This is a genomic window from Bacillus sp. SN1 (genome assembly GCF_002796895.1).
Taxonomy (GTDB): domain Bacteria; phylum Bacillota; class Bacilli; order Bacillales; family Bacillaceae; genus Bacillus; species Bacillus inaquosorum.
This window is the reverse complement of the sequence record NZ_PHIE01000003.1, coordinates 170,263-192,983: the sequence shown is the minus strand read 5'-3', so window position 1 is coordinate 192,983 and position 22,721 is coordinate 170,263. Positions and strand designations below refer to the sequence as shown.

The following is a 22,721-nucleotide window of genomic DNA, read 5'->3' as shown; positions in this document are numbered from 1 at the left end:
ATCACTTCCTATCTCTATTTATTTCGCATCGTACCAAGATGGGCCATATGCAAAGTCCACCTTTAACGGCACATCTAATGCAAGCGCATGCTCCATCACTTCAGGAACAAGCTTTTCAAGAATTTCAATTTCTTCCTGCGGCGCTTCAAAAATCAATTCATCGTGCACTTGAAGCAGCAGCCTTGCCTTCAATTGCTTTTCTTTCAGCTTGGCAGCCATATCAATCATGGCTTTTTTAATAATATCAGCGGCGCTTCCTTGAATCGGTGTATTCATTGCCGTCCGCTCCGCAAAACTGCGGATATTAAAGTTTCGGCTCGTCAGCTCAGGAATGTAGCGGCGGCGATGCATAAGCGTTGTTACGTAGCCCTTTTGCTTCGCGTCCTGAACTGAATCCTCCATGTACGCTTTTACGCCCTGGAAGCTTTCCAAATAGCGGTCGATAAATGCTCCGGCTTCCTTCCGGGTAATGCCGAGATTCTGTGACAGCCCGTAATCGCTGATGCCGTATACGATGCCAAAATTGACCGCTTTCGCCTGGCGTCTCATTGCAGATGTCACTTCATCCTCAGAAACATGGAACACATCCATTGCCGTTTTCGTATGAATATCCATATCATTTGTAAAAGCTTCGATGAGATTTTGATCCTTTGAAATATGGGCAAGCACCCGCAGCTCGATTTGTGAGTAATCGGCTGCAAAAATGAGCCAGTCTTTTTCAGACGGCACAAAAGCTTGGCGGATTTTACGTCCTTCCTCAAGCCTGATCGGAATGTTTTGCAGGTTCGGATCAGTCGAGCTGAGACGGCCGGTTTGCGTTAAAGCCTGGTTAAAGCGCGTGTGCACCTTATGCGAATCCCGTCTCGTCACCTTTAAAAGCCCTTCAATATATGTCGATTGAAGCTTGCCAATTTGTCTGTACTGCAAAATATAGTCGACAATATCATGTTTGTCTGCCAGCTTTTCAAGCACATCGGCTGACGTTGAATAGCCTGTTTTTGTTTTCTTCACGACAGGCAGGCCGATCTTTTCAAACAAGATGACGCCGAGCTGTTTCGGAGAATTGATATTAAACGGCTCTCCCGCAATCTCATGGATTTTTTCTTCATATTCCTTCAGCTTCGCACCCAGTTCTTCACCCATCCGCTTTAAACGGTCAACATCGACCTTGACGCCAGTTGATTCCATTTCGCCGAGAATAAGCGCGAGAGGCATTTCGAGCTCTTCAAACAGTTCAAGCTGATCGTTGTTTTCCAGCTCCTGAACGAGCTTTTCCCGAAGGCTTTGAATGGCTAACGCTTTTCTGACAAGGTGCTCAGACAGTACATCTTCCGACGGAACAGCCCGTTTTGCTCCTTTGCCGTAAACTGATTCGTCGCTTTGAACGATATGCAAGCCGTAATCCTTAGCCACACTCGCAACGTCATCATATGAATTGCCCGGATTGATGATATAAGCCGCAAGAAGCGTATCAAACTCTGCTCCTTTCAGCTCAATGCCCTGCCAGCGCAAAGCGACAACAGCCCGCTTGCTGTCGAAGACCCATTTCTTCTGCTCGTCATTTTCTACCCATTCTTTAAACACCTGAGACTCCACGGCAATGTCTTTCGGAATGAAATAAGATCCCGTTTCATTAACGATCGAAAAACCGAGAATCGGCTCTTCATGATAATTATCGCCGATCTGTTCAACGACAAATGCGGATGGAGAAACCAATATGCCGCTTGTTACGTCTGTGACAGTTTCGACATTAATTTCTTCTAACGACTGATCCTGTTCTGCTTCTTCGCTGTCTTCCCCAAGCCGTTCAAGAAGTGTGTTAAAACCAAGATCTTTAAAGATGGAAATCACCTGTTCACGATTAAAGCCTTGATATTCCAGGCCGGAAACGGATACCTCAATCGGCGCATCCGTCATAATCGTCGCAAGCTCTTTGCTCATCAATGCCTGATCTTTAAATTCCTCAAGCTTTTCCTTCAGTTTCTTCCCGCTTACCTCGTCAATGGACTCCAGCAGTTTTTCAACGGAATCGAACTGTTTTAAAAGCTTAATCGCTGTCTTCTCTCCTACGCCGGGCACACCTGGGATATTATCTGAGGAATCGCCCATCAGACCCTTCATGTCAATAATTTGCTCAGGGGTAAGCCCGTATTTCTCTTTTACGTGCTCCGGTGTGTAAAATTCAACATCGGTAATTCCTTTTCGCGTAATGGCAACCGTCGTTTTGTCTGTTGCCAGCTGAGTTAAATCCTTATCTCCAGAGAAAACCTTTACTTCAAATCCGTCTTTTTCAGCCGATTTAGCCAGTGTGCCGATAATATCGTCGGCTTCGTATTGTTCCAGTTCGTAGCGGCTGACCTGATAGGCATCCAGCAGCTCGCGGATAAACGGCATTTGTTCGGAAAGCTCAGGCGGGGTTTTCTGTCTGCCGCCTTTATATTCTTTAAATGTGCCATGACGAAATGTTGTTTTCCCGGCATCAAATGCAACCAGCATGTGTGTCGGTTTTTCATCCTCAAGCATCTTCATCAAAATCATCGCAAAACCGTATACGGCATTCGTATGAACACCTTTATCATTGCTTAACAGCGGCAATGCAAAAAACGCCCGGTAAGCCAGACTGTTTCCGTCTACAAGCACTAATTTTTTTCGTTCCGTCATTCAATATCCTCCTAAGAAGCCTCAGGCTTCTATTCATCTCTTACATAGTCATTAGCTCCTCTTATTTTAACAAAGTTCAATTTGAAAGGAAAATACGTGAACTGAAGAGAAGACACAAAAAAGGACGGGAACACAAATGGTTCCCGCCGTCAAAATTGGCTCCTTGGATGAAGGGGTTCTACTACATCCTATCAGCATAGGTTTAACAGTGCATGAAGATATTGTTAAACCTTTGTAAACATTAGGCGGACGTTTCAGCGGCCCGTTTCAGCGTCACTGTAAAGACCGTTCCTCGTCCAAGCTCGCTTGTGACATCGATTTTCCCTTCATGAGCCTCTATTAAATGCTTTACGATCGCGAGGCCTAGGCCTGTTCCGCCCGAATTCCTGCTTCTGTCTTTATCCACGCGGTAAAAACGTTCAAAGATGCGCGGAATTTCTTCTTTCTGAATTCCGATTCCGGAATCGGCAACTTCAATTTGAATGTTTTTTTCTCCGGGCTTTACATTGATAGCTACAGAGCCCCCCTCAGGCGTATAGGTTAACGCATTATTTACGAGATTAAGAAATACCTGTTTCAGCCTGTGCGGGTCTCCCGATACAGAGAGCGTGTCTTTCGGGACATTCAGTTGTAAGGAGATGCCTTTCTCATCCGCCTTATGCTTAAGAAGCGTTTCAATCTCACCAAGCATTTTGGCTGGATCAAATGTTTCAATGCTGAGCGTAAAATTTTGCTGCTCGATTTTTGAGAGATCGAGAAGATCCTGAACCAAAGACTGAAGCCTTTCGCTTTCTTTCAGAATAATAGAGAGAAACTCAGAAAGCGCCTCTTTGTCCTCCATCGCCCCGTCCAATAACGTCTCCGTAAACCCTTTAATAGAGGTAATCGGCGTTTTCAGTTCATGAGAAACGTTAGCCACAAAATCCTTTCTCATCTGCTCTAATTTCTTCGTCTCCGTCATGTCATGGAAAACGAGCACAATTCCTTTCCATTCATCGTCCGGCCCCATAATCGGAACGCCATCCACTTCAAAATAACGCCGCTCAATTTTGATCGGAAGTCTTAACAGCTTGCATTTCTTTGTCTCCGTCATAAAAATGTCTTCGACAAGCTGGATCACTTCTTCATGTTCAAATGCATCATGATAAAGACGGCGCAGCATCTGATTCGGATTAATATGAAACTGCTTGGCGTAAGACCTGTTCACGAGATTGATAAAGCCTCTTCCGTCAATCATAATCAGCCCGGAGCCGATATTTTCAATGACAGTCAGCAGCCGGTCCCGCTGCATTTCCTGCGTTCTCGTCATTTCCATCAGATCTACGGCAAGGCTGTTCATCGCACGGCCGAGCTTATCAGAGTGCCTGATATAGCCGCCGTACGTCCGGGCATCATAGTTCCCTTTGGACAGTTCTGTTGCTACGTTTGTCGCTGCTTCAATTGACCTTTTATAACGTGAAGTCATACTGGAATAAAAATAAACAATGACGATAAAAGCAGTACAAAGACTGGCCGTCAGCATCCCCCACAATTCGCCGTTCAAGCCGGAGCTATGTTCAGGGGCTGAAAGCAGCACATATCCTGTTTTTTCACCTTCACTTCTAAGCGAAAGTCCGTAATAAAGCTTGTTATCTGCTGTTGAGAGAACACCCTCATGGCCAGAAACAAGCGCCTGCACCTTTTGAGAATCTGCCGCACTCCCGTTTGACCCGTACAGCACCTTGCCGTCTGTATCGATAACGGTTGCGTTCACATCAAGCGCGCCGCCTGCATCTTGAATGATTTTCTCATTTGCTTGATCATTCAGATTGCCGGCATCAAGAAGTGAGGCCATATATTTGGCTTCTTTTTCAATGTGTTCCTCTGCTTTTCTTTGATCAGATGATTCAAAGAGCTGCTGCAAAAACAACCCGAGGACACTAAACACCAGAATCATACAGACAACAAGTACAGAAAAAAGGCGCACACGGTATTTATTCATTCATTTTTGGCTCCTCCAGTTTATACCCCAATCCCCTAATTGTTTTAATATAGATCGGTTTTTTAGTATTGTTTTCGATTTTGTCGCGGAGATGGCTGATATGCACATCAACAATTCTCGTATCTCCGGCAAAATCATAATTCCAGACAGCGCTCAGCAGCAGATCTCTCGTCAGCACTCTACCTTTATGTCTGCCCAAATAGAGCAGCAGTTCGAATTCTTTCGGTGTCAGCTCAAGCTGATTTTCTTTAAAATACGCTTCATAATGATCAGGCAGGATTTTCAGATCGCCAATCACGATCTGACCTTCCATTTCATCGTTCTTCATTTCACTAGAGGGCGCAGCCATTTCGGAACGCCTTAAAATCGCTTTGACTCTTGCATTTACTTCCCTTGGACTGAACGGCTTGGTCATATAATCATCAGCACCAAGCTCAAGCCCTAATACTTTGTCGAATTCCTCATCCTTCGCTGTCAGCATTAAAATGGGAAACATCAATTTTTGCTGTCTCAGCTGCTTGCATACTTCGATTCCGTCCAGTTTTGGAAGCATCACATCAAGCACAATCAAATCAGGCTTCTCTGTTTCCGCTTTTTTGAGTGCTTCTTCCCCGTCTGAGGCGGTAATGACATCATAGCCTGACCGTTCCAAATTGTACTGTAAAAGAGTAACAATAGATTCTTCATCATCCACAACTAAAATTTTCTTGTTCATGCTGTGCCTCCAGTATTATAATTCCCCGACATCCTATTTCTCTATTTTATGTCATCTTAACATGTTTCATGATTTTATTTTAACGAAAGCAGGACATTCCGACAATTCGCCTTTTACATCATTTTTTCAAAAGAAATAAAGGAGTTAATGATAGCGCTTTCATTTATAGTAAAAAGAGAAAGGCTCTATCAAGCAAGCCTTTCTCTCTTTTTATTAAGATAATACTTTCATGACATTTTTGACAGATTCAACTGATTTATTCAGCTGTGCTCTTTCATAGTCTGTCAGTTCAAGTTCAATGATTTGCTCAAGACCGTTGCCGCCTACAATTGTAGGAACACCAAGGTAGATGCCTTCATAGCCGTATTCACCTTCAAGATAAGCAATTGTAGGAAGGACGCGGCGCTGATCTTTCAAGATCGCTTCGACCATTTCTGTCAGAGAAGCAGCAGGCGCATAATACGCGCTTCCGTTTCCAAGAAGATTCACGATTTCGCCTCCGCCTTTTCTTGTGCGCTCCACAATTGCGTCAATCCGTTCTTTCGAAATAAGGGTTTCAAGCGGGATACCGCCAGCATAAGAATAACGCACAAGCGGTACCATATCGTCACCGTGTCCGCCAAGAACGAAACCAGTCACGTCTTTTACTGACAAGTTTAATTCCTCTGCCACAAATGTTCTGAATCTTGCCGTATCAAGCACACCGGACTGGCCGATTACGCGCTCTTTAGGGAAGCCTGATTCTTTATACACCGCGTAAGTCATTGCATCAACAGGATTTGTCAGCACCACAATGATAGAGTCAGGAGAATATTTCACGATTTCTCGTGTAACGCTTCTCATAATTTTTTCGTTTGTAGAGACCAGATCATCTCTGCTCATACCAGGTTTTCTTGCGATACCGGCTGTAATGACAACAATGTCAGAACCCGCTGTATCCTCATAGTTGGATGTTCCCGTAATTTTCGCGTCAAAGCCTTGAACAGGGCTTGCTTCAAGCATATCAAGCGCTTTTCCCTTTGTCGGGTTCTCCAATTGCGGAATATCAACAAGAACAACGTCTGCCAACTCTTTTTGAGCGATTAAAAATGCGGTTGTCGCTCCGGTAAAACCTGCTCCGATAACAGAAACTTTTTTACGAGTATTTCCCATGTCTCTCTTCTCCTTTATGGCTAGTTTTAGGCTGTTTCCTTGCTTAGTCCATGTTTTTAATTAGTTCTTCTCCGAACTCTGAACATTTCACTTCAGTCGCGCCATCCATTAATCTGGCAAAATCGTAAGTTACGACTTTAGAAGCGATTGTTTTTTCCATAGATTTGATAACCAAATCAGCCGCTTCGTTCCATCCTAAATGCTCAAGAAGCAGAACGCCTGAAAGAATAACTGAAGATGGGTTTACTTTATCAAGGCCTGCATATTTAGGAGCCGTTCCGTGCGTCGCCTCGAAAATCGCATGTCCTGTTTCATAGTTGATGTTCGCTCCAGGAGCAATACCGATTCCGCCTACTTGCGCTGCAAGAGCATCAGAAATGTAATCTCCGTTCAGGTTCATTGTCGCAACGACATCAAACTCGTTCGGACGCGTTAAGATCTGCTGAAGGAAAATGTCAGCAATGCTGTCTTTGATAATGATTTTGCCTGCTGCTTCCGCTTCGCTTTGCGCTTTGTTTGCAGCGTCTTTTCCTTGTTCTTCAGCAATGCGGTCATATTGAGCCCATGTGAAGACTTTTTCGCCGTATTCTCTTTCAGCAAGTTCATAGCCCCAGTTTTTGAAGGCGCCTTCTGTGAACTTCATGATGTTTCCTTTGTGAACAAGCGTTACAGATTTGCGGCCATGCTCAATCGCATAATCAATTGCAGCTCTGACCAAACGGCTTGTTCCTTCTTCAGAAACAGGCTTAATGCCGATACCTGATGTTTCAGGGAAACGGATTTTGTTGACGTTTAACTCATTTTGCAGGAAGCTGATGAGCTTTTGCACTTCTTCAGAGCCTTTTGCGTACTCGATGCCTGCATAAATATCTTCTGTATTTTCACGGAAGATGACCATATCAGTATCTTCAGGGCGTTTTACCGGTGACGGCACTCCAGTAAAGTATCTTACAGGTCTTAAGCAGACGAATAGGTCAAGCTCTTGTCTGAGCGCTACGTTCAAAGAACGGATACCGCCGCCGACAGGTGTCGTTAACGGCCCTTTAATCGCGATGAAATATTCGCGGATTACATCTAATGTTTCAGCAGGAAGCCACTCACCTGTTTTATTATAAGCCTTTTCTCCGGCATAAACTTCTTTCCATGTAATTTTCTTTTCGCCTTTGTAAGCTTTTTCAACTGCTGCTTCCAAAACCTTCGAAGCCGCGTTCCAAATATCAGGACCGGTTCCGTCTCCTTCGATAAACGGGATAATCGGGTTGTTTGGTACGTTTAATACTCCGTTAGAGACTGTAATTTTTTCACCTTGTGCCACAATAAAAACCTCCCAGTATGTAATTCATATTTAGAAAACATTTTATTTTTCTTATATAGAAAACAAAATGATTTTTCTCAACATTCAATTTAAAGTGTAAACCACTTTTGATGTTCTGAACAAGAGGCTAACCTCATTAACGCAAGCCAGCCTCCAATGGTTCTTTAGGCTCTTTCTTCAATCGGAACAAATGCTTGTTTATCAGGACCCGTGTAATCTGCGCGCGGGCGGATCAGACGGTTGTTGTCATACTGCTCAAGAATATGAGCGAGCCAGCCGGACATTCTGCTTACAGCAAAAATCGGTGTAAACAAATCATGGTCAATGCCGAGGCTGTGATAAACAGAAGCCGAATAGAAATCAACATTAGGCGGAAGCTTTTTCTCTGATGTGACGATCTCTTCTATGCGAATCGACATCTCATACCATTTGCTTTCGCCTGTAAGGTTGGTCAGGCGCTTGCTCATTTCTTTCAGATGCTTCGCGCGCGGGTCGCCATGCTTATAAACGCGGTGGCCGAATCCCATGATTTTTTCTTTCTTTTCCAGCTTAGCGCGGATGTACGGCTCAGCGTTTTCCACTTCGCCGATTTCTGTCAGCATTTTCATAACGCCTTCATTCGCCCCGCCGTGAAGAGGCCCTTTCAGCGCGCCGATTGCGGCAGTAATGCCTGAATAGATATCAGAAAGTGTCGCGACGCAGACCCTCGCTGTGAACGTTGACGCGTTCAGCTCATGGTCAGCATGTAAAATCAATGCTTTGTTGAAGGCTTCAACCTCAATTGGCGAAGGCTCTTCACCGTTTAATGTGTAGAGAAAATTCTCGGCAATGCCGTAGTCTTCTCTTGGTTCAACAGGCTCAAGGCCTTTGCGGATTCTGGAAAACGCCGCAACCAGACCAGGCACCTTTGCCTGAAGGCGGATCGCCTTTTTGTAATTGGCTTCCGGGTTCATGGTTTCAGCCTCGCTGTCAAGCAGGCCTAGTAATGAAATTGCTGTCCGAAGAGCAGCCATGGGATGAACATTTTCGAGGGAATAAGATTTGAAGTGCTCAATAATTTCTTGCGGAACGGCAGCTTCCTTTGCAAGCTGCTGCTTTAACTCTTCAAGCTCTTTTTTGTTTGGCAGCCTTAAATGCCAAAGCAAGTAGATGATTTCTTCAAAACTTGCATTCTCTGTTAAATCATCGATATCATACCCCACATATGTAAGGGTATCATCAATAATAGAACTAACAGATGATGTTGTTGCTACAACCCCTTCAAGACCGCGTGTCGCTGTCATATATAACATCTCCTTTTCAATAAATTTCCCCTTTAAGAGTGTTGTAAAAACATGAGGCTTACTTAAAAAGCACGATGCAAGTATTTCTCTCCCCCTAAAAGAAAATGCTTACATTTTACTGCCTGCTGGTAATGAAACCCTTTGCTTATGAAAGAACATAACAAATTCTTATAAGCTTATTTAAGTTTAAGCCTATTCTCATTATAAACAATAATCAGACATTTGTTAAATGTTTACCTATAATTTTTTTTTTCATTCTGTGATTTCCCCGAAAAAACGCCTTTATTTGCGGGTTTTTGCATACAAAAAAAAGCGGCTTAAAGCCGCTTTTTTTCATGAAGTGAACAATTTTACGATCTGCATGGCAATATAAGCAATTCCCGCTCCGATCAGCGGACCCACCGCTACTCCGCCAAAAAGTGCGACTGCAAGAATGGTTCCGATCACAAGAGCAGTTGTAATATGCGGGTCATTTTCCAGCAGGGCCAGGCCGTTTTTGGCAATCAGCGCCACTGCGATTCCCGCTCCCAAGGCGATCCATGCGTAGGAAGACCGCATTGCTTCTCCAAGCTGCTTAAATCCGATTTCTCCTGTTGCAATCGGAACAAGAACAGCGATTGTAATAATGGTCACACCCCAGTTGATGCCTTTAGACTGGATGGTTGGAAATAATTTCTGGTCAAGTCCAACGATTTTGATGATCAAAAGGACGGATACAGCAAAGAGCAATGATTGATTTTTTGCGATAAGTGCGATAGCCAAGAGTAATATTAAAAATAAATTCGCTTGTGTAAACACATGCCATCCCTCCTTTAAGATGAATGTATTCATATTCAGCCGGGGCGTGAATACATATAAAAAATAGGACATGCTGACGAGAGGAGGACCGTTTTCGTGAATCAATCTTATATCACTATTTTTTTCAGAACCCTCTTTGTCATGTCAATTACCGCAGGATCGATAGCTGCGGCCTATTATTCGTTTCCGTTAACTTATCCGTTCCTGATCGCCCTTATTCTTTCATCAGCGATTCATCCTGTTGTTGACTATTTGGACAGAGTGACAGGATTCCCCCGAACGATAAACGTTCTGGGCGTGCTTGCTTTTTTTCTGCTCGCAGCCTTCGGCGTACTCACCATTCTGGTAGCCGAAATCATAACGGGAACAGCGTATCTTGCAAAAACGCTGCCTCCGCATATCAGCACGTTTATCTCATATTGTGAAAAATTGTTTACAACACATATCCAGCCGCTCTATCACGAACTGACCCTTTTGTTTCAAGAATTGGAGACCAACCAGCAGGCTTCCATCGTTACCCACATTCAGACACTTGGTGATTCCGCCGCTAAAAATGCCGGGCTGCTGCTGTCCCACATTCTAGAAATGATCCCAAGGTTTTTCGCGCTTCTTCCCAATACAGCGGCGGTTCTGATTTTTTCTCTTCTGGCAACATTTTTTATGACAAAGGATTGGCACAAGCTGAAAGCCATGCTCGTTTCGGTTCTGCCGGATCGGGTTACAGCTAACAGCAAAGCGATCAGCAGCGAATTAAAAAAAGCAATGACCGGTTTTATCAAAGCGCAGGCCGTTCTTGTTTTCATTACGATGGTGATTGTATTTATCGGCCTTTCTCTCTTAAAAATTGAACATGCCGCAACAATTGCTTTTTTAATCGGGCTTGTTGATCTTCTCCCTTATTTGGGTGCTGGCTCGGTATTTGTGCCGTGGATTTTGTATTTATCGATTACAGGCCAGCTGCCCCAGGCGATCGGAATCGGGGTGCTGTACCTCGTCGTTCTTATTCAAAGGCAGCTGACAGAACCCAAAATACTTAGTAAATCAATCGGTATCGATCCGCTGGCAACGCTCATCGCCCTGTTTGCCGGTTTTAAATTATTCGGGTTTTTAGGACTAATTGCAGGACCGGCTGTTCTCGTCATCATTCAGGCGTTCATTACAACAGGCGCATTAAAGGAAATATGGTCCTATATCACCGTTCAGCAAAAATAAAAAGCAGCCCATGTTGCATGGCTGCCGTTTTTTATTTGATGATAATCCGCTTGTTCTTCGACATTCCTCTCAGCCATTTGAACAGAATCGGCTTACACCAGCTGCGGGTGAACGGGATAAGCAGACAGGCACCGGCCAAATCTGATAAAAAGCCCGGAAGCATCAGCAAAAGACCGCCAATGAAAATGCACAGGCCGTCAGCAATCGCTTCGCCAGGCATTTTGCCATATTGAAGATCACGCTGAACCTTGTAATACACTTCGGTTCCTTGTTTTTTTGCAGCTGCTGCGCCGATAATACCCGTCAGAATCATTAAAAGGACCGTCGGCAATATGCCGATCAGCTTGCCTGCAAATAGGAATATGCCGATTTCTATTGCCGGAAACACAATAAAAAGCAAAAATAAAAATCTCATATCCAAGCCCCCCACACGTGTAACACGCCTCTGTTCAACATAAAGAGAAAAGGAAGGGAAGCCCCTTCCGTTTTCACCTCTGATTAAAGAACGCTCGCACGTCCTTGATAGACTGCGCCTCTGGAAGCGTCAACTGTAATATCCTGGCCATCTGCCAAAATAGATGTCGCATTTTCCAGACCAACGATAACCGGAATGCCAAGGCTTAATCCGACTACCGCAGCATGGCTTGTCAAGCCGCCTTCTTCTGTAATAAGGGCAGACGCTTTTTCAAGTGATGCAATCATGTCACGGTCAGTGCTTTTTGTAACAAGAACCGCACCGTCAGTCATTTTTTGCTCAGCTTCTTTTGCATTTTGTGCAATGACAACCTGACCGTAAGCTGATTTGCGTCCAATGCCTTGGCCTTTAGCGATGATATCGCCGACAGTGTACACTTTCATTAAGTTCGTAGTGCCAGACTCACCGACAGATCCTGCTGTAATGACGATCAGATCGCCGTGTTTTACAATTCCGCTGTTCAATGATTTTTGGACAGCATCCTCAAGCATCTCATCTGTTGAGTTCGCATTTTGGCCACTTTCTGCAAATACGCCTGATACGAGCGCTAGCTTTCTGGAAATCGAGTCATTTACAGTAACCGCAACAATCGGCGCCTGCGGACGGTATTTTGCGATCATACGTGCTGTATGGCCGCTTTCAGTCGGCGTTACGATTGCAGCAGCATTCAGGTTAATCGCCGTATGCGCGACAGATTGTCCAATAGCATCTGTAATCGTCATGCCTACTTGATCTCTGCGTTTAGAAAGAATTTCTTTATAATTTAAAGCTTCTTCAGAACGGGAAGCAATGTTGTGCATTGTTTGAACCGCCTCAACCGGATAGCTTCCGGCAGCTGTTTCACCAGAAAGCATGATTGCATCTGTGCCGTCGAAGATCGCATTTGCAACGTCACTTGCTTCCGCACGAGTCGGACGCGGGTTGCGCTGCATGCTGTCAAGCATTTGTGTCGCTGTAATAACAGGTTTGCCCAGCGCGTTGCATTTTTTGATCAGTTCTTTTTGGACGAGCGGCACTTCTTCAGCTGGAATTTCCACACCTAAGTCTCCGCGTGCAACCATTAAACCGTCAGACACTTCGAGAATAGAATCGATGTTGTCAACGCCCTCTTGGTTTTCGATTTTAGGGATGATTTGAATATCCTGAGCGTTGTGCTCTTCAAGAAGCTCACGGATTTCAAGCACGTCCGTAGAACGGCGTACGAAAGACGCTGCGATAAAATCTACTCCTTGCTCAATACCGAAAACGATGTCTCGCGCATCTTTTTCAGTGATACCAGGAAGGTTAACGCTGACGCCCGGTACGTTAACACCCTTTTTATTTTTGAGTGTTCCGTTGTTTAGTACTTTTGTTTTGATTTCGCGATTAGCGGCATCAACATCAAGCACCTCAAGGCCGATAAGGCCGTCATCTAACAGAATCGTTGACCCTTGTTCAACGTCATCGACTAAACCTTCATATGACACTGAAATTTTATCTGTTGTTCCTACAACCTCGTCCATTGAAATGATAAGCTCTTTGCCTGTTTCAAGCTCAATGCCGCCGTTTTCCATTGTATGTGTGCGGATTTCAGGACCTTTTGTATCAAGCAGGATACCAACGTTTTTGCCAAGCTTTTTGCTTGCTTCGCGGATATTTTTGATTCTTGCACCGTGCTCCTCAAAATCTCCGTGAGAAAAATTCAAACGAGCCACGTTCATTCCTGACTCCATTAATTTCGTAAGCATTTCAATACTTTCACTTGCCGGACCGATGGTACAAACAATTTTAGTTTTTCTCATTTGGTTCACTTCCTTCTGAAATCTTCAGCCTTCAGCTGCACATTAAATAGACAGTTCTTTTGAAAGCTGATACATGTTTTGCTCAACTGTGTGTTTTGTTTCCAGTATTTCTATAATATCATGGTCTACAAGCTTATTGTTTTGTATACCTACACAGCGTCCGCCTTTTCCTTCAAGCAGCAGTTCAACTGCATATGCGCCAAGACGGCTTGCCAGCACGCGGTCAGCAGCGCTCGGAGAACCTCCGCGCTGGATATGGCCCAATACAGATACCCTAGTTTCAAGATTTGTTTCTTCTTCAATGCGTTTCCCGAATTCAACACCGCTGCCTACACCTTCGGCAACAATAATAATACTGTGCTTCTTGCCGCGTTCGTGGCCGCGTTTTAAGCGGGCAATGATTTCGTGCATGTCATAGTCTGCCTCAGGGATCAAGATTGATTCCGCGCCCCCTGCAAGACCTGCCCACAATGCGATATCGCCGGCATGGCGGCCCATTACTTCGATCACATATGTACGTTCATGAGAAGTCGCTGTATCGCGAATCTTATCAATTGCGTCAATTACAGTATTTAAAGCTGTATCGAAGCCGATTGTAAAATCAGTGCCCGGAATGTCGTTATCAATTGTACCTGGTACACCTACACATGGAAACCCGTGTTCCGTTAATTTTTTGGCACCCATATAGGAACCGTCTCCGCCGATGACAACAAGGCCTTCAATACCGAGCTTCTTCAAGTTTTCTATCCCTTTTTCACGGCCTTCAACCGTTTTGAATTCAGGACATCTTGCCGTATAAAGCTTTGTTCCTCCGCGATGTATAATATCGCCTACAGATCCGAGTTCAAGCTTTTCAATTTTTCCGCTGATCAATCCTGCGTATCCGTTGTAAATGCCGTAAACTTCAACGTCATGATAAATCGCTTTTCTGACTACTGCGCGAACTGCTGCGTTCATTCCCGGGGAATCCCCGCCGCTCGTTAATACCCCTATACGTTTCATTCTCCATTCACCTCAGCAACATATATGATTAAACATAACATGATCATTGCCCTAAAAACAATGAAAAGGGATCTCCATCTTCCCTATGAAACCTTACCTATTATACAATTAAATAAATTGTTTTTAAATAAAATTTAAGGAATGTCACAAAAAATAAACGTGAGCCAAAGGCTTCACGTTTATTTAGTTTACCCCGATATATTGATCTTCAATCGAGACTTTGCCAATTGCTTTATATTTTTCATAGCGCTGCTGAACTAATTCTTCTTCGCTCAGCTTCAGCAAAGTTTTTAACGATTGTTTAAGGGTTTCGTCCATATAGCTTGCCTGCAGCTTTACATCGTGGTGCGCTCCGCCTTTTACTTCTTTTATCATATGATCTATAATACCTAATTCTTTTAAATCCGGCGCAGTGATTTTCATTGTTTCTGCTGCTTTTTTAGCAAGACTGGAGTCCTTCCATAAAAGTGCCGCGGCACCTTCCGGAGAAATAACAGAATAAGTAGAGTTTTCCAGCATATGCAAGTGATTTCCTACACCCAGACCCAGGGCTCCGCCGCTTCCGCCTTCACCGATGACGATGCAGATAACAGGCACTCGAAGACCGGCCATCTCAAACAGGTTTTTGGCAATGGCTTCGCTTTGTCCTCTTTCTTCCGCTGCTCGTCCAGGATATGCTCCCTTCGTATCAATAAAACAGATAATCGGTCTGTTGAATTTGTCAGCCTGTTTCATGAGACGAAGCGCTTTTCGGTAGCCTTCAGGATGCGGCATCCCAAAATTACGGACAAGATTTTCCTTTGTGTCTTTGCCGCGCTGATGCCCGATTACCGTTACAGGAAGGCCATGGAACTTCGCAATGCCGCCGACAATGGCTTCATCGTCTCCGTACGCTCTGTCTCCGTGACATTCAAAAAAGTCGGTAAACAGGTGTTCAATATAATCAAGCGTTGTCGGACGGTCCGGCAGACGCGCGATTTGAACACGGTCCCAAGGCTTCAGATTTTTGTAAATATCATCCTGAAGCTTAGCGAGACGGTCTTCGAGCCGTTCGATTTCCGCACTCAGATCCATATCGGAATCTTGGGTGAATTTTTTCAGTTCGGCGATTTTGGTTTGCAGTTCAATCACCGGTTTTTCAAATTCTAATCTTGCAGCCACTCAAAGTCACCTCCCGATTGATGCATATCCAGCAGATTTTCTAACGTTTGTTTCATGTCTTCGCGGTGAATAACCGCATCAAGCTGTCCATGTTTTAATAAAAATTCTGCCGTTTGGAAGTCCTCAGGCAATTTTTCACCTATCGTTTGTTCAATAATCCGTCTTCCGGCAAAACCGATCAGCGCGCCAGGCTCAGCGAAATTGTAATCGCCAAGGGATGCAAAGCTGGCTGATACGCCCCCGGTAGTCGGATGCGTCATAACTGAGATAATGAGGCCCTGTTCTTCACTGAACAGTTTTAAAGCAGAGCTTGTCTTAGCCATCTGCATCAAACTCAATATGCCTTCCTGCATTCTCGCGCCGCCAGAAGCCGTAAAAATAATAAACGGAACTTTATCAGCTTTTGCTTTTTCAATCGCAAGCGTGATTTTTTCACCGACGACTGAACCCATGCTTCCCATTCTGAATGAAGAATCCATGACTGCGACAACAGCCGGGAGTCCGCCGATGGTGCCCTTGCCTGTCACAACAGCCTCGTTTAAGGATGTTTTCTCGCGATCTTTTTCAAGCTTTTCAAGATATCCCGGGAAACCGAGCGGGTTTTCCGATAACATTCCTTGATTGAATTCCTCAAAGGATTGTTCATCCATTAAGCTTGCGATACGCTGTTTTGCGTTCATAGGGAAATGATAATCGCAGTTCATGCATACCCGCATATTTTTATCCAACTCTTTAGTGAGCATGATTTTTTTACACTTGGGACATTTTGTCATAATGCCTTCCGGAACATCGTGCTTCGCTTGATCAGATGGTACGGAAGCATACTTTTTCTTTTTAGTGAATATATCCTTTAACAAATGATTACCTCCCTTTTGTGAAGGGTTCTCTTCACCGCATGTCATCAAACAGATAGACTTGCTAATAACTTTACCGAAACTATTGTACTTTTTTTGTCAAACGCTGTCATCCTCAATTCGACAACTTTTTATACAATGACGCGTTCGGAAAGGCTCGGATGAATTCAGATAAAACGTTGAAATAACAGGATTGGCAGCGTATTCAAAAATAACATTAAACTCGGCTGAAATTTTTTTAAGACCAGCCATTAAAAAAATTTCGCCGCCAGTTTAACTTGAGAACAGCGCGCCGGTCTCCGCCAACGCGCTGCCATTTTTGGAATGAACTAAAATTATTCACCAATAATCGTAAGTTTTCTCGTTTTTTCAGCAACTTCCTCAGGGTCAACAGTGATTCTTGCGACACCTGTTTCCATCGCCGCTTTTGCCACAGCCTTCGCAACAGCAGGCGCAACACGTTTATCAAACGGTGCAGGGATAACGTAGTCTGCGCTAAGCTCTTCTTCTGAAACCAGTGAAGCAATAGCTTCAACCGCAGCGATTTTCATTTCTTCGTTAATGTGAGTGGCGCGAACGTCAAGCGCTCCGCGGAAAATGCCAGGGAATGCAAGAACATTGTTTACTTGGTTCGGGAAGTCAGAACGGCCCGTTCCGATAACGCTTGCGCCAGCTTCACGCGCATCTTCCGGCATAATTTCCGGATTCGGATTTGCCATTGCAAAGATAATCGGATCCTTTGCCATGCTTTGAACCATTTCTTTTGTTAACGCACCTGCTACTGAAACGCCGATAAATACGTCAGCATCAACGATGACATCTTTCAGAGAACCGTCTTTGCGGTCTTGGTTTGTGAATTTCGCCACTTCATTTTTGACATCGTTCATGCCGTTCGGGCGCCCTTCATAAATCGCTCCTTTTGAATCGCACATCACGATGTCGCGTACGCCGTAATGGTGAAGAAGCTTGATAATCGCAATACCTGCCGCACCGGCTCCATTTGCGACAACTTTAATGGAAGACATGGATTTTCCAGACAGTTTCAGCGCGTTTACAAGACCTGCTACAGTTACAATGGCAGTACCGTGCTGATCATCATGGAAAACTGGGATGTTTGTTTCTTTTTTGAGGCGCTCTTCAATGATAAAGCAGTTTGGCGCTGCAATATCTTCAAGGTTTACGCCGCCAAATGTCGGTTCAAGCAATTTAACAGTTTCAACAATTTTATCTACATCGTTTGTGCTTAAAGCAATCGGGAACGCGTCTACGCCTGCAAAGCTTTTGAAAAGAACAGCTTTTCCTTCCATAACAGGAAGCGCAGCTTCAGGGCCGATATTTCCAAGGCCGAGCACAGCTGTACCATCAGTTACAACTGCTACCATGTTCCCCTTCATTGTATAATCATATACTTTGTTAATGTCTTCATGAATATCCTTGCACGGTTCTGCAACACCCGGGGAATACGCAAGGCTTAAATCTTTCGCGTTTCTGACTTCTACTTTCGATTTAGACTCCAGTTTCCCCTGATTGACTTTATGCAGGTGTAATGCTTCTTCTCTTAATGACATTCTCCTAAACACTCCTTATGGATATTTTTGATTCGTATACTGCTGCTTTGATTGCTGCATTCTGCGGAGTTATCTATCTGAATATTTAAACAGGATCACATAATTGCTCCAATTGTATAACAAAAAGTGAATCGTTACCACTGTTTTAAAACGACGTTTTGGTGACCCAACAGCTCTTTTAAGCGATATAACACCTGGTGATCCGCATCGATATGAAACGACTCAGGAAGCTTAATCGTCTGTTTTTGCCTTTCATAATAGAGATAAACGCCTGTTTCCCCTTTATGCTCCAGCAAAATGCGCTTAATTTTCGCCAGGATTTCCTGACTGTGCTGACTGCTTTCTATCTTTATATAAACCGATGGCGCTTTTTCGGCATCCATATTTTCTAACAATTCTGCCCGGGACATAATGAACTGGACCTTGTCCTGTCTTATTTCACATTTGCCCGCTGTGAACAAAAGAGCGCCCTCTCTTAAAACGGGAGAAAGCTGTCTGAATTGTTCTGGGAAGACAACAGCTTCTATTTCGCCGGTTTCATCACTTAGCGTTAAAAACGCCATGTTTTGACCTGTTTTCGTCCGAATCGTTTTGATCTTCGACAGGAGGACTCCGAGAGAAAGCTGCCTCTTGACTGCCTGCTGGGCCTCCAGAATGGATGCTGCTCCGTGCGCAGCCAGCTGTTTTCGGAAGGCAGAGAGCGGATGATTTGAAAAATAAATGCCAAGCGTTTCTTTTTCGAACGCAAGCAAATCTACAAGCGGTAGCTCCTCCGTCTCCACATACTTCGGCTTAATCGAAAACGATTCATCTAAAAACAATCCCATTTGGTCATCGTCCGCGGCAAATAGCTCAACATGTTCCAAAGCAACGTCAATGGATGCGAGCAGCGTGGCCCGGTTTTGGCCGAATTCGTCCATCGCACCAGAAAAGATTAGTGCTTCAAGCGTTTTGCGATTTACGCTTTTTGACGGCACGCGAAAGCAGAAATCGAAAAGATCTTCAAATGGTTTCTCTTTTCTTGCTTTATATATATCTTTGACTGCTGAGACGCCTACACTTTTTATCGCGCGGAGGCTGTATCTGACAGATCCGTCTTCAACTGTAAACGGAAAACTGCTTTTGTTCACTGACGGAGGAAGGATACGAATCCCGCTCCCCTTTGCTTCGTAAAGATATTGAGATATTTTATCCTCATTGCCAATGACGCTTGTCAGCAATCCGCACATAAAATATAACGGATAATGAGCTTTCAAATACGCAAGCTGGCACCCGATCATGCTGTATGCCACCGCATGGCTTCGGTTAAAGCCGTAGTTTGCGAATTTGACGATTAAATCGTAGACTTCATTTGCAGTGTCTACAGAATACTCCTTTTTTAAGCACCCTTCAACAAAATGGCTTCGCTCTTTGTCCAAGATTTCTTTTTTCTTTTTGCTGACCGCCCGTCTCAGCAGGTCTGCTTCGCCTAAAGAAAACCCTGCCATCCGGGAAGCAATCATCATAATTTGTTCCTGATACACAATGACGCCATATGTATCTTCCAAGATGCTCCTTACATCTTCATGGGGATATTGAACAGGCGCCCGGCCGTGTTTACGGTCGATAAATAACGGAATATTTTCCATCGGACCAGGCCGGTACAGCGCATTGACCGCCACAATATCCTCGAGGCCTGAAGGTTTTAGCCGCTTCAGGACGCTTCTCATCCCTGACGATTCAAGCTGGAAAATCCCTGTCGTATCCCCTTTTGACAGCAAGGAGAACGTTTTGTCATCCTGATAGGAAATATTTGAAAGATCTATTTTGATGTTTTCTTCTTTTTCGATCATTGAAGTGATGGACTCGATAAGCGTCAGGTTGCGTAAGCCTAAGAAATCCATTTTTAAAAGACCCAAGTCTTCAAGATGGTCCATCGCGTATTGCGTCAAATATATCCCTTCATGCCCTTCCTGAAGCGGAACAACATCCGTTAACGGTTCTTCACTCAGGACAACACCTGCTGCGTGGGTTGAGGTATGCCTTGGCAGCCCTTCTATTTTTCGGGCAATTGTATAGACTTGCTGAAGCAGGCTTGACTCCCGAAGCCTCTTATCCAGCTGCGGTGATTGCTGTCTCGCTTCCTCCAGCGTCATGCCCGGCCTTGAAGGGATGAGTTTTGCAAGCTGATCTGCTTCCTTAGGGCTGACGCCGAATACTCTGCCGACGTCCCGGAGCGCCGCTTTTGCCGCAAGTGTTCCAAAGGTAATAATCTGTGCAACGTGCATCGCACCGTATTTCTGCTGAACATATTGGATGACTTCATCTCTTCTTGTATCCGGAAAGTCAATATCAATATCCGGCATGCTGATGCGCTCGGGGTTTAAAAATCGTTCAAATAGCAGGTGATGTTTAATCGGGTCAACATCTGTAATATACAGCACATAAGCCACAAGAGAGCCTGCCGCAGATCCCCTTCCCGGTCCTGTAACGATTCCTTTTTCATGGGCGTGTTTCATAAAATCCCATACGATCAGAAAGTAATCGCTGAACTTCATCCGCTTGATGACGTCAAGCTCATATTGAAGACGGCGAAGATATCGTTCATCAGGCGTGCCAAAACGGCTGCGGAGTCCTGCCATACAGATGTCCGTTAAATAAGCATCAGCGGACGTTCCGTCTGGAGTCGGGAAAGATGGGAGACGGGTCTGTCCGAGGCTGACGTCAACTCGGCATTGTTCTGCGATCTCAACAGAAGCTTGCAGTGCTTCGGGATGCTCTCGATAAATGTTTTGCATTTCTTCGAGTGGCTTCAAATCGAGATCAGGCAGATCTCCGGCTGGTTCATCCGTCAGTTTCTCCCCTGCTTTAATCGCTTTCAGACAGCGGTAGGCAGCCTTATCTTCTTTCCTTATGTAATGCACATCGCCAGTCGCTGTAACAGGGATACCCGTTTCTTCAGACAGCCGCAGTATCTGGTCAGACAAGGCTTTATTCCCTTTAAAAGGCTGATAGGAGAAATAGAAAGCTCCCTTTCCGAATATGGATTGAAATTCAAGCGCGGCTTGAGCGGCCTGTTCAAACAGCCCTCCTTCAAGAAGCATTTCAATATATCCTTTTTCGCCGGGCGTCATCGCGATAATGCCTTCTCGATAACTGTTAAGCCATTTCGGCTTTAGCCCGCCTTTTGATTTCGATTGCAGGACGCTGCTGATTTTCAGCAGGTTTTGATAGCCTGTATTTGATTTGGCCAGCAGGACGAGCGGATAGGCTTCAAGCTCGTTATCATCAGTAAAAACAGAGGCCGTCAAACCGATTATCGGGTTGATTCCCCTCGCCTTGCATGCTTTATAAAATTGAATAGCTCCGTACATGACATGATCATCTGTCAGCGCCAAAGACGCATATCCGAGCCTGTCAGCTTCTTTGACGAGCTCTTCCACGGACGCGGCGCTGTTTAGCAGGCTGTACCCGCTATGCACTTGCAGGTGAACAAAAGACATGCTATCACCTCTTTCTCCATTACGATCCATTTCTTTCTTCATTATAAGGCGGGTTTTCAAAAGAAACAAATGTTCTTTTTTGACTCATCATCATACTTGTCCTGAAAGCTCAATATGATATAAAAGGTGAGGTGATAAAGATGGATCAAGAAGCAGGATTTATGGTGAATTTTATCAATAGCTACTTCATTGCGTTAGGGGTGCTGATCGGGGGCGCACTCATCGGAGGACTCGGAGCATATTTGGCAGGCGAAGCCCCGCTTACGGCCATTACAAAGCTTGCAAACCGGTTAAAAATATGGGCGCTTGTCGCAGCTATCGGAGGCACCTTTGATGCGGTATACAGCTTTGAACGGGGCATTCTTGAAGGCAATACGAGAGATATCTTTAAGCAGCTTCTTTTGATTATTTCGGCCATGGGCGGCGCGCAAAGCGGCTGGCTCATTATTTCATGGCTGACCCAGGAGCATCTTTCTTCATGAGGGTCCCACAGCATTACAAAAAACCGGGGTGGCAGCGTTTTTTCGCGGGCATGATGTGCGGAGCCGTAATCAGCTGGTTCTTTTTCCTGTTTACTTACGGAACATTCCAAGAGGAGCAGGTCAGCCTCATCGAAAAACAAAAAGAGCACGTAAAAGATTTAAACAATCAAATTTCGATCTATCAGGAAGACCTCCATAAACTGAATGAAGACAATAAAAGAAAACTGCTGATCCAAAGCGTCAGCGTCAAATTAGTGAATGGGGAAAAATATAAAATATCGCAGCCGGAAGAAACAAAATTCGAGGAGCATGTAAAGGATAATATTTCAGAGGTAATTACAAAAGACATAGAGAGCGTCTATCAAACAAAGGATCTTTTGAAAAGGACAATCGAAAATAAAGTCTATATGATTAATGAAAAAAAATACGAGGCAACCGTCAAGGAATTAATTATTTATACAAGACTGACAGTAGAACTTGAAATATCATTCGCCGCGTAATTATGGATTTTTTTCAAATTCTCCAAACTTCTGTCGCTTTTTCCCATTCTTTTTTATAAACTATATGTGAGAGGCTTAATGGCGAAAGGAAGGAGGAAGGGAAATGGAGGTTTACAGTGACCGTCAGTTAGCAAAAGATCAAGCAGCCCGGCTCAGACAAGGTTTTTCTGCATATGCCGAAACACACTCACTCGCTTCCCTCATCAAAAAAGAACTTCAATCTCACAATCTCCAAGTCTACGAGGACCTTACTGATTTCGGCTGCTGGTTCATCCCCGTCACAGATGAACACTAAGAGA

The 22,721-nt window shown here is 44.5% G+C and carries 18 protein-coding genes; 4 read left to right on the top strand and 14 right to left on the bottom strand.

The genetic code is table 11. The annotated features are described in order from the left end of the window. Nucleotides 1-18 precede the first annotated feature (18 nt). The 7 genes from polA to CVV77_RS12565 form a co-directional block, all read right to left on the bottom strand. Complete coding sequence (gene polA / locus CVV77_RS12595) at nucleotides 19-2,661, bottom strand: DNA polymerase I (RefSeq protein WP_100275547.1); 2,643 nt, start codon at nucleotides 2,659-2,661, stop codon at nucleotides 19-21. A gap of 241 nt (nucleotides 2,662-2,902) precedes the next feature. Continuing rightward, on the bottom strand, nucleotides 2,903-4,642 hold the full coding sequence (phoR, locus tag CVV77_RS12590; protein ID WP_100275546.1) for a sensory box histidine kinase PhoR: 1,740 nt from the start codon (nucleotides 4,640-4,642) through the stop codon (nucleotides 2,903-2,905). Then, complete coding sequence (gene phoP / locus CVV77_RS12585) at nucleotides 4,635-5,357, bottom strand: two-component system response regulator PhoP (RefSeq protein ID WP_003237772.1); 723 nt, start codon at nucleotides 5,355-5,357, stop codon at nucleotides 4,635-4,637. The genes phoR and phoP overlap by 8 nt, the downstream gene beginning before the upstream one ends. A gap of 213 nt (nucleotides 5,358-5,570) precedes the next feature. Then, a complete protein-coding gene (mdh, locus tag CVV77_RS12580; protein ID WP_100275545.1) occupies nucleotides 5,571-6,509 on the bottom strand; it encodes a malate dehydrogenase in 939 nt (312 codons plus the stop codon). A gap of 43 nt (nucleotides 6,510-6,552) precedes the next feature. Next, nucleotides 6,553-7,824, bottom strand: coding sequence for an NADP-dependent isocitrate dehydrogenase (gene icd, locus CVV77_RS12575; RefSeq protein WP_019259153.1), 1,272 nt, complete (start codon nucleotides 7,822-7,824; stop codon nucleotides 6,553-6,555). A 164-nt stretch (nucleotides 7,825-7,988) separates the two neighbouring features. Next, nucleotides 7,989-9,107 carry a citrate synthase gene (gene citZ, locus CVV77_RS12570; protein ID WP_003237779.1) on the bottom strand — a complete coding sequence of 373 codons (1,119 nt, stop codon included), beginning with the start codon at nucleotides 9,105-9,107 and terminating at the stop codon, nucleotides 7,989-7,991. Between the two features lie 333 nt (nucleotides 9,108-9,440). After that, on the bottom strand, nucleotides 9,441-9,905 hold the full coding sequence (locus CVV77_RS12565) for a DUF441 domain-containing protein (RefSeq protein WP_029316876.1): 465 nt from the start codon (nucleotides 9,903-9,905) through the stop codon (nucleotides 9,441-9,443). A gap of 96 nt (nucleotides 9,906-10,001) precedes the next feature. Here CVV77_RS12565 and ytvI point away from each other — a divergent pair, with 96 nt between their 5' ends. Beyond that, nucleotides 10,002-11,117 (top strand): sporulation integral membrane protein YtvI, encoded by a 1,116-nt coding sequence (ytvI, locus tag CVV77_RS12560; RefSeq protein ID WP_019259156.1) that lies wholly within the window; start codon nucleotides 10,002-10,004, stop codon nucleotides 11,115-11,117. Between the two features lie 31 nt (nucleotides 11,118-11,148). On the opposite strand, the gene CVV77_RS12555 is transcribed toward ytvI, so the two are convergent. The 7 genes from CVV77_RS12555 to dnaE form a co-directional block, all read right to left on the bottom strand. Then, nucleotides 11,149-11,532, bottom strand: coding sequence for an FxsA family protein (locus CVV77_RS12555; protein WP_019259157.1), 384 nt, complete (start codon nucleotides 11,530-11,532; stop codon nucleotides 11,149-11,151). Nucleotides 11,533-11,615: 83 nt separating this feature from the next. Then, entirely contained in the window at nucleotides 11,616-13,373 is a 1,758-nt protein-coding gene (gene pyk / locus CVV77_RS12550) for a pyruvate kinase (protein ID WP_019259158.1), read from the bottom strand. Between the two features lie 42 nt (nucleotides 13,374-13,415). Next, nucleotides 13,416-14,375, bottom strand: a complete 960-nt coding sequence (gene pfkA, locus CVV77_RS12545; protein ID WP_003237788.1) for a 6-phosphofructokinase — start codon at nucleotides 14,373-14,375, stop codon at nucleotides 13,416-13,418. A gap of 183 nt (nucleotides 14,376-14,558) precedes the next feature. Further along, complete coding sequence (gene accA, locus CVV77_RS12540) at nucleotides 14,559-15,536, bottom strand: acetyl-CoA carboxylase carboxyl transferase subunit alpha (protein ID WP_003237792.1); 978 nt, start codon at nucleotides 15,534-15,536, stop codon at nucleotides 14,559-14,561. After that, entirely contained in the window at nucleotides 15,521-16,393 is an 873-nt protein-coding gene (accD, locus tag CVV77_RS12535; RefSeq protein ID WP_100275544.1) for an acetyl-CoA carboxylase, carboxyltransferase subunit beta, read from the bottom strand. The genes accA and accD overlap by 16 nt, the downstream gene beginning before the upstream one ends. A 332-nt stretch (nucleotides 16,394-16,725) precedes the next feature. Further along, nucleotides 16,726-17,958, bottom strand: coding sequence for an NADP-dependent malic enzyme (ystJ, locus tag CVV77_RS12530; RefSeq protein ID WP_003237796.1), 1,233 nt, complete (start codon nucleotides 17,956-17,958; stop codon nucleotides 16,726-16,728). 134 nt (nucleotides 17,959-18,092) lie between these two features. Continuing rightward, nucleotides 18,093-21,440 carry a DNA polymerase III subunit alpha gene (gene dnaE, locus CVV77_RS12525; RefSeq protein WP_100275543.1) on the bottom strand — a complete coding sequence of 1,116 codons (3,348 nt, stop codon included), beginning with the start codon at nucleotides 21,438-21,440 and terminating at the stop codon, nucleotides 18,093-18,095. A gap of 140 nt (nucleotides 21,441-21,580) precedes the next feature. Between dnaE and ytrH the strand changes: the two genes are divergently transcribed. The 3 genes from ytrH to CVV77_RS12510 all read left to right on the top strand — a co-directional run bounded on the left by ytrH (nucleotide 21,581) and on the right by CVV77_RS12510 (nucleotide 22,717). Continuing rightward, nucleotides 21,581-21,922, top strand: a complete 342-nt coding sequence (ytrH, locus tag CVV77_RS12520; protein WP_003223537.1) for a sporulation membrane protein YtrH — start codon at nucleotides 21,581-21,583, stop codon at nucleotides 21,920-21,922. Next, on the top strand, nucleotides 21,919-22,422 hold the full coding sequence (gene ytrI / locus CVV77_RS12515) for a sporulation membrane protein YtrI (RefSeq protein ID WP_003237800.1): 504 nt from the start codon (nucleotides 21,919-21,921) through the stop codon (nucleotides 22,420-22,422). The genes ytrH and ytrI overlap by 4 nt, the downstream gene beginning before the upstream one ends. A gap of 103 nt (nucleotides 22,423-22,525) precedes the next feature. Then, complete coding sequence (locus CVV77_RS12510) at nucleotides 22,526-22,717, top strand: YtzJ family protein (RefSeq protein ID WP_003223533.1); 192 nt, start codon at nucleotides 22,526-22,528, stop codon at nucleotides 22,715-22,717. The last annotated feature ends 4 nt before the right edge of the window (nucleotides 22,718-22,721 follow it).

Excerpts from the sequence above, each read along its gene's own strand:
- phoR (WP_100275546.1), bottom strand. The coding sequence starts at position 4,642 with ATGAATAAATACCGTGTGCGCCTTTTTTCTGTACTTGTTGTCTGTATG.
- dnaE (WP_100275543.1), bottom strand. The coding sequence starts at position 21,440 with ATGTCTTTTGTTCACCTGCAAGTGCATAGCGGGTACAGCCTGCTAAAC.
- ytrH (WP_003223537.1), top strand. The coding sequence starts at position 21,581 with ATGGATCAAGAAGCAGGATTTATGGTGAATTTTATCAATAGCTACTTC.
- CVV77_RS12555 (WP_019259157.1), bottom strand. The coding sequence starts at position 11,532 with ATGAGATTTTTATTTTTGCTTTTTATTGTGTTTCCGGCAATAGAAATC.
- citZ (WP_003237779.1), bottom strand. The coding sequence starts at position 9,107 with ATGACAGCGACACGCGGTCTTGAAGGGGTTGTAGCAACAACATCATCT.
- CVV77_RS12510 (WP_003223533.1), top strand. The coding sequence starts at position 22,526 with ATGGAGGTTTACAGTGACCGTCAGTTAGCAAAAGATCAAGCAGCCCGG.
- ystJ (WP_003237796.1), bottom strand. The coding sequence starts at position 17,958 with ATGTCATTAAGAGAAGAAGCATTACACCTGCATAAAGTCAATCAGGGG.
- pyk (WP_019259158.1), bottom strand. The coding sequence starts at position 13,373 with ATGAGAAAAACTAAAATTGTTTGTACCATCGGTCCGGCAAGTGAAAGT.
- mdh (WP_100275545.1), bottom strand. The coding sequence starts at position 6,509 with ATGGGAAATACTCGTAAAAAAGTTTCTGTTATCGGAGCAGGTTTTACC.
- phoP (WP_003237772.1), bottom strand. The coding sequence starts at position 5,357 with ATGAACAAGAAAATTTTAGTTGTGGATGATGAAGAATCTATTGTTACT.
- polA (WP_100275547.1), bottom strand. The coding sequence starts at position 2,661 with ATGACGGAACGAAAAAAATTAGTGCTTGTAGACGGAAACAGTCTGGCT.
- ytrI (WP_003237800.1), top strand. The coding sequence starts at position 21,919 with ATGAGGGTCCCACAGCATTACAAAAAACCGGGGTGGCAGCGTTTTTTC.
- pfkA (WP_003237788.1), bottom strand. The coding sequence starts at position 14,375 with ATGAAACGTATAGGGGTATTAACGAGCGGCGGGGATTCCCCGGGAATG.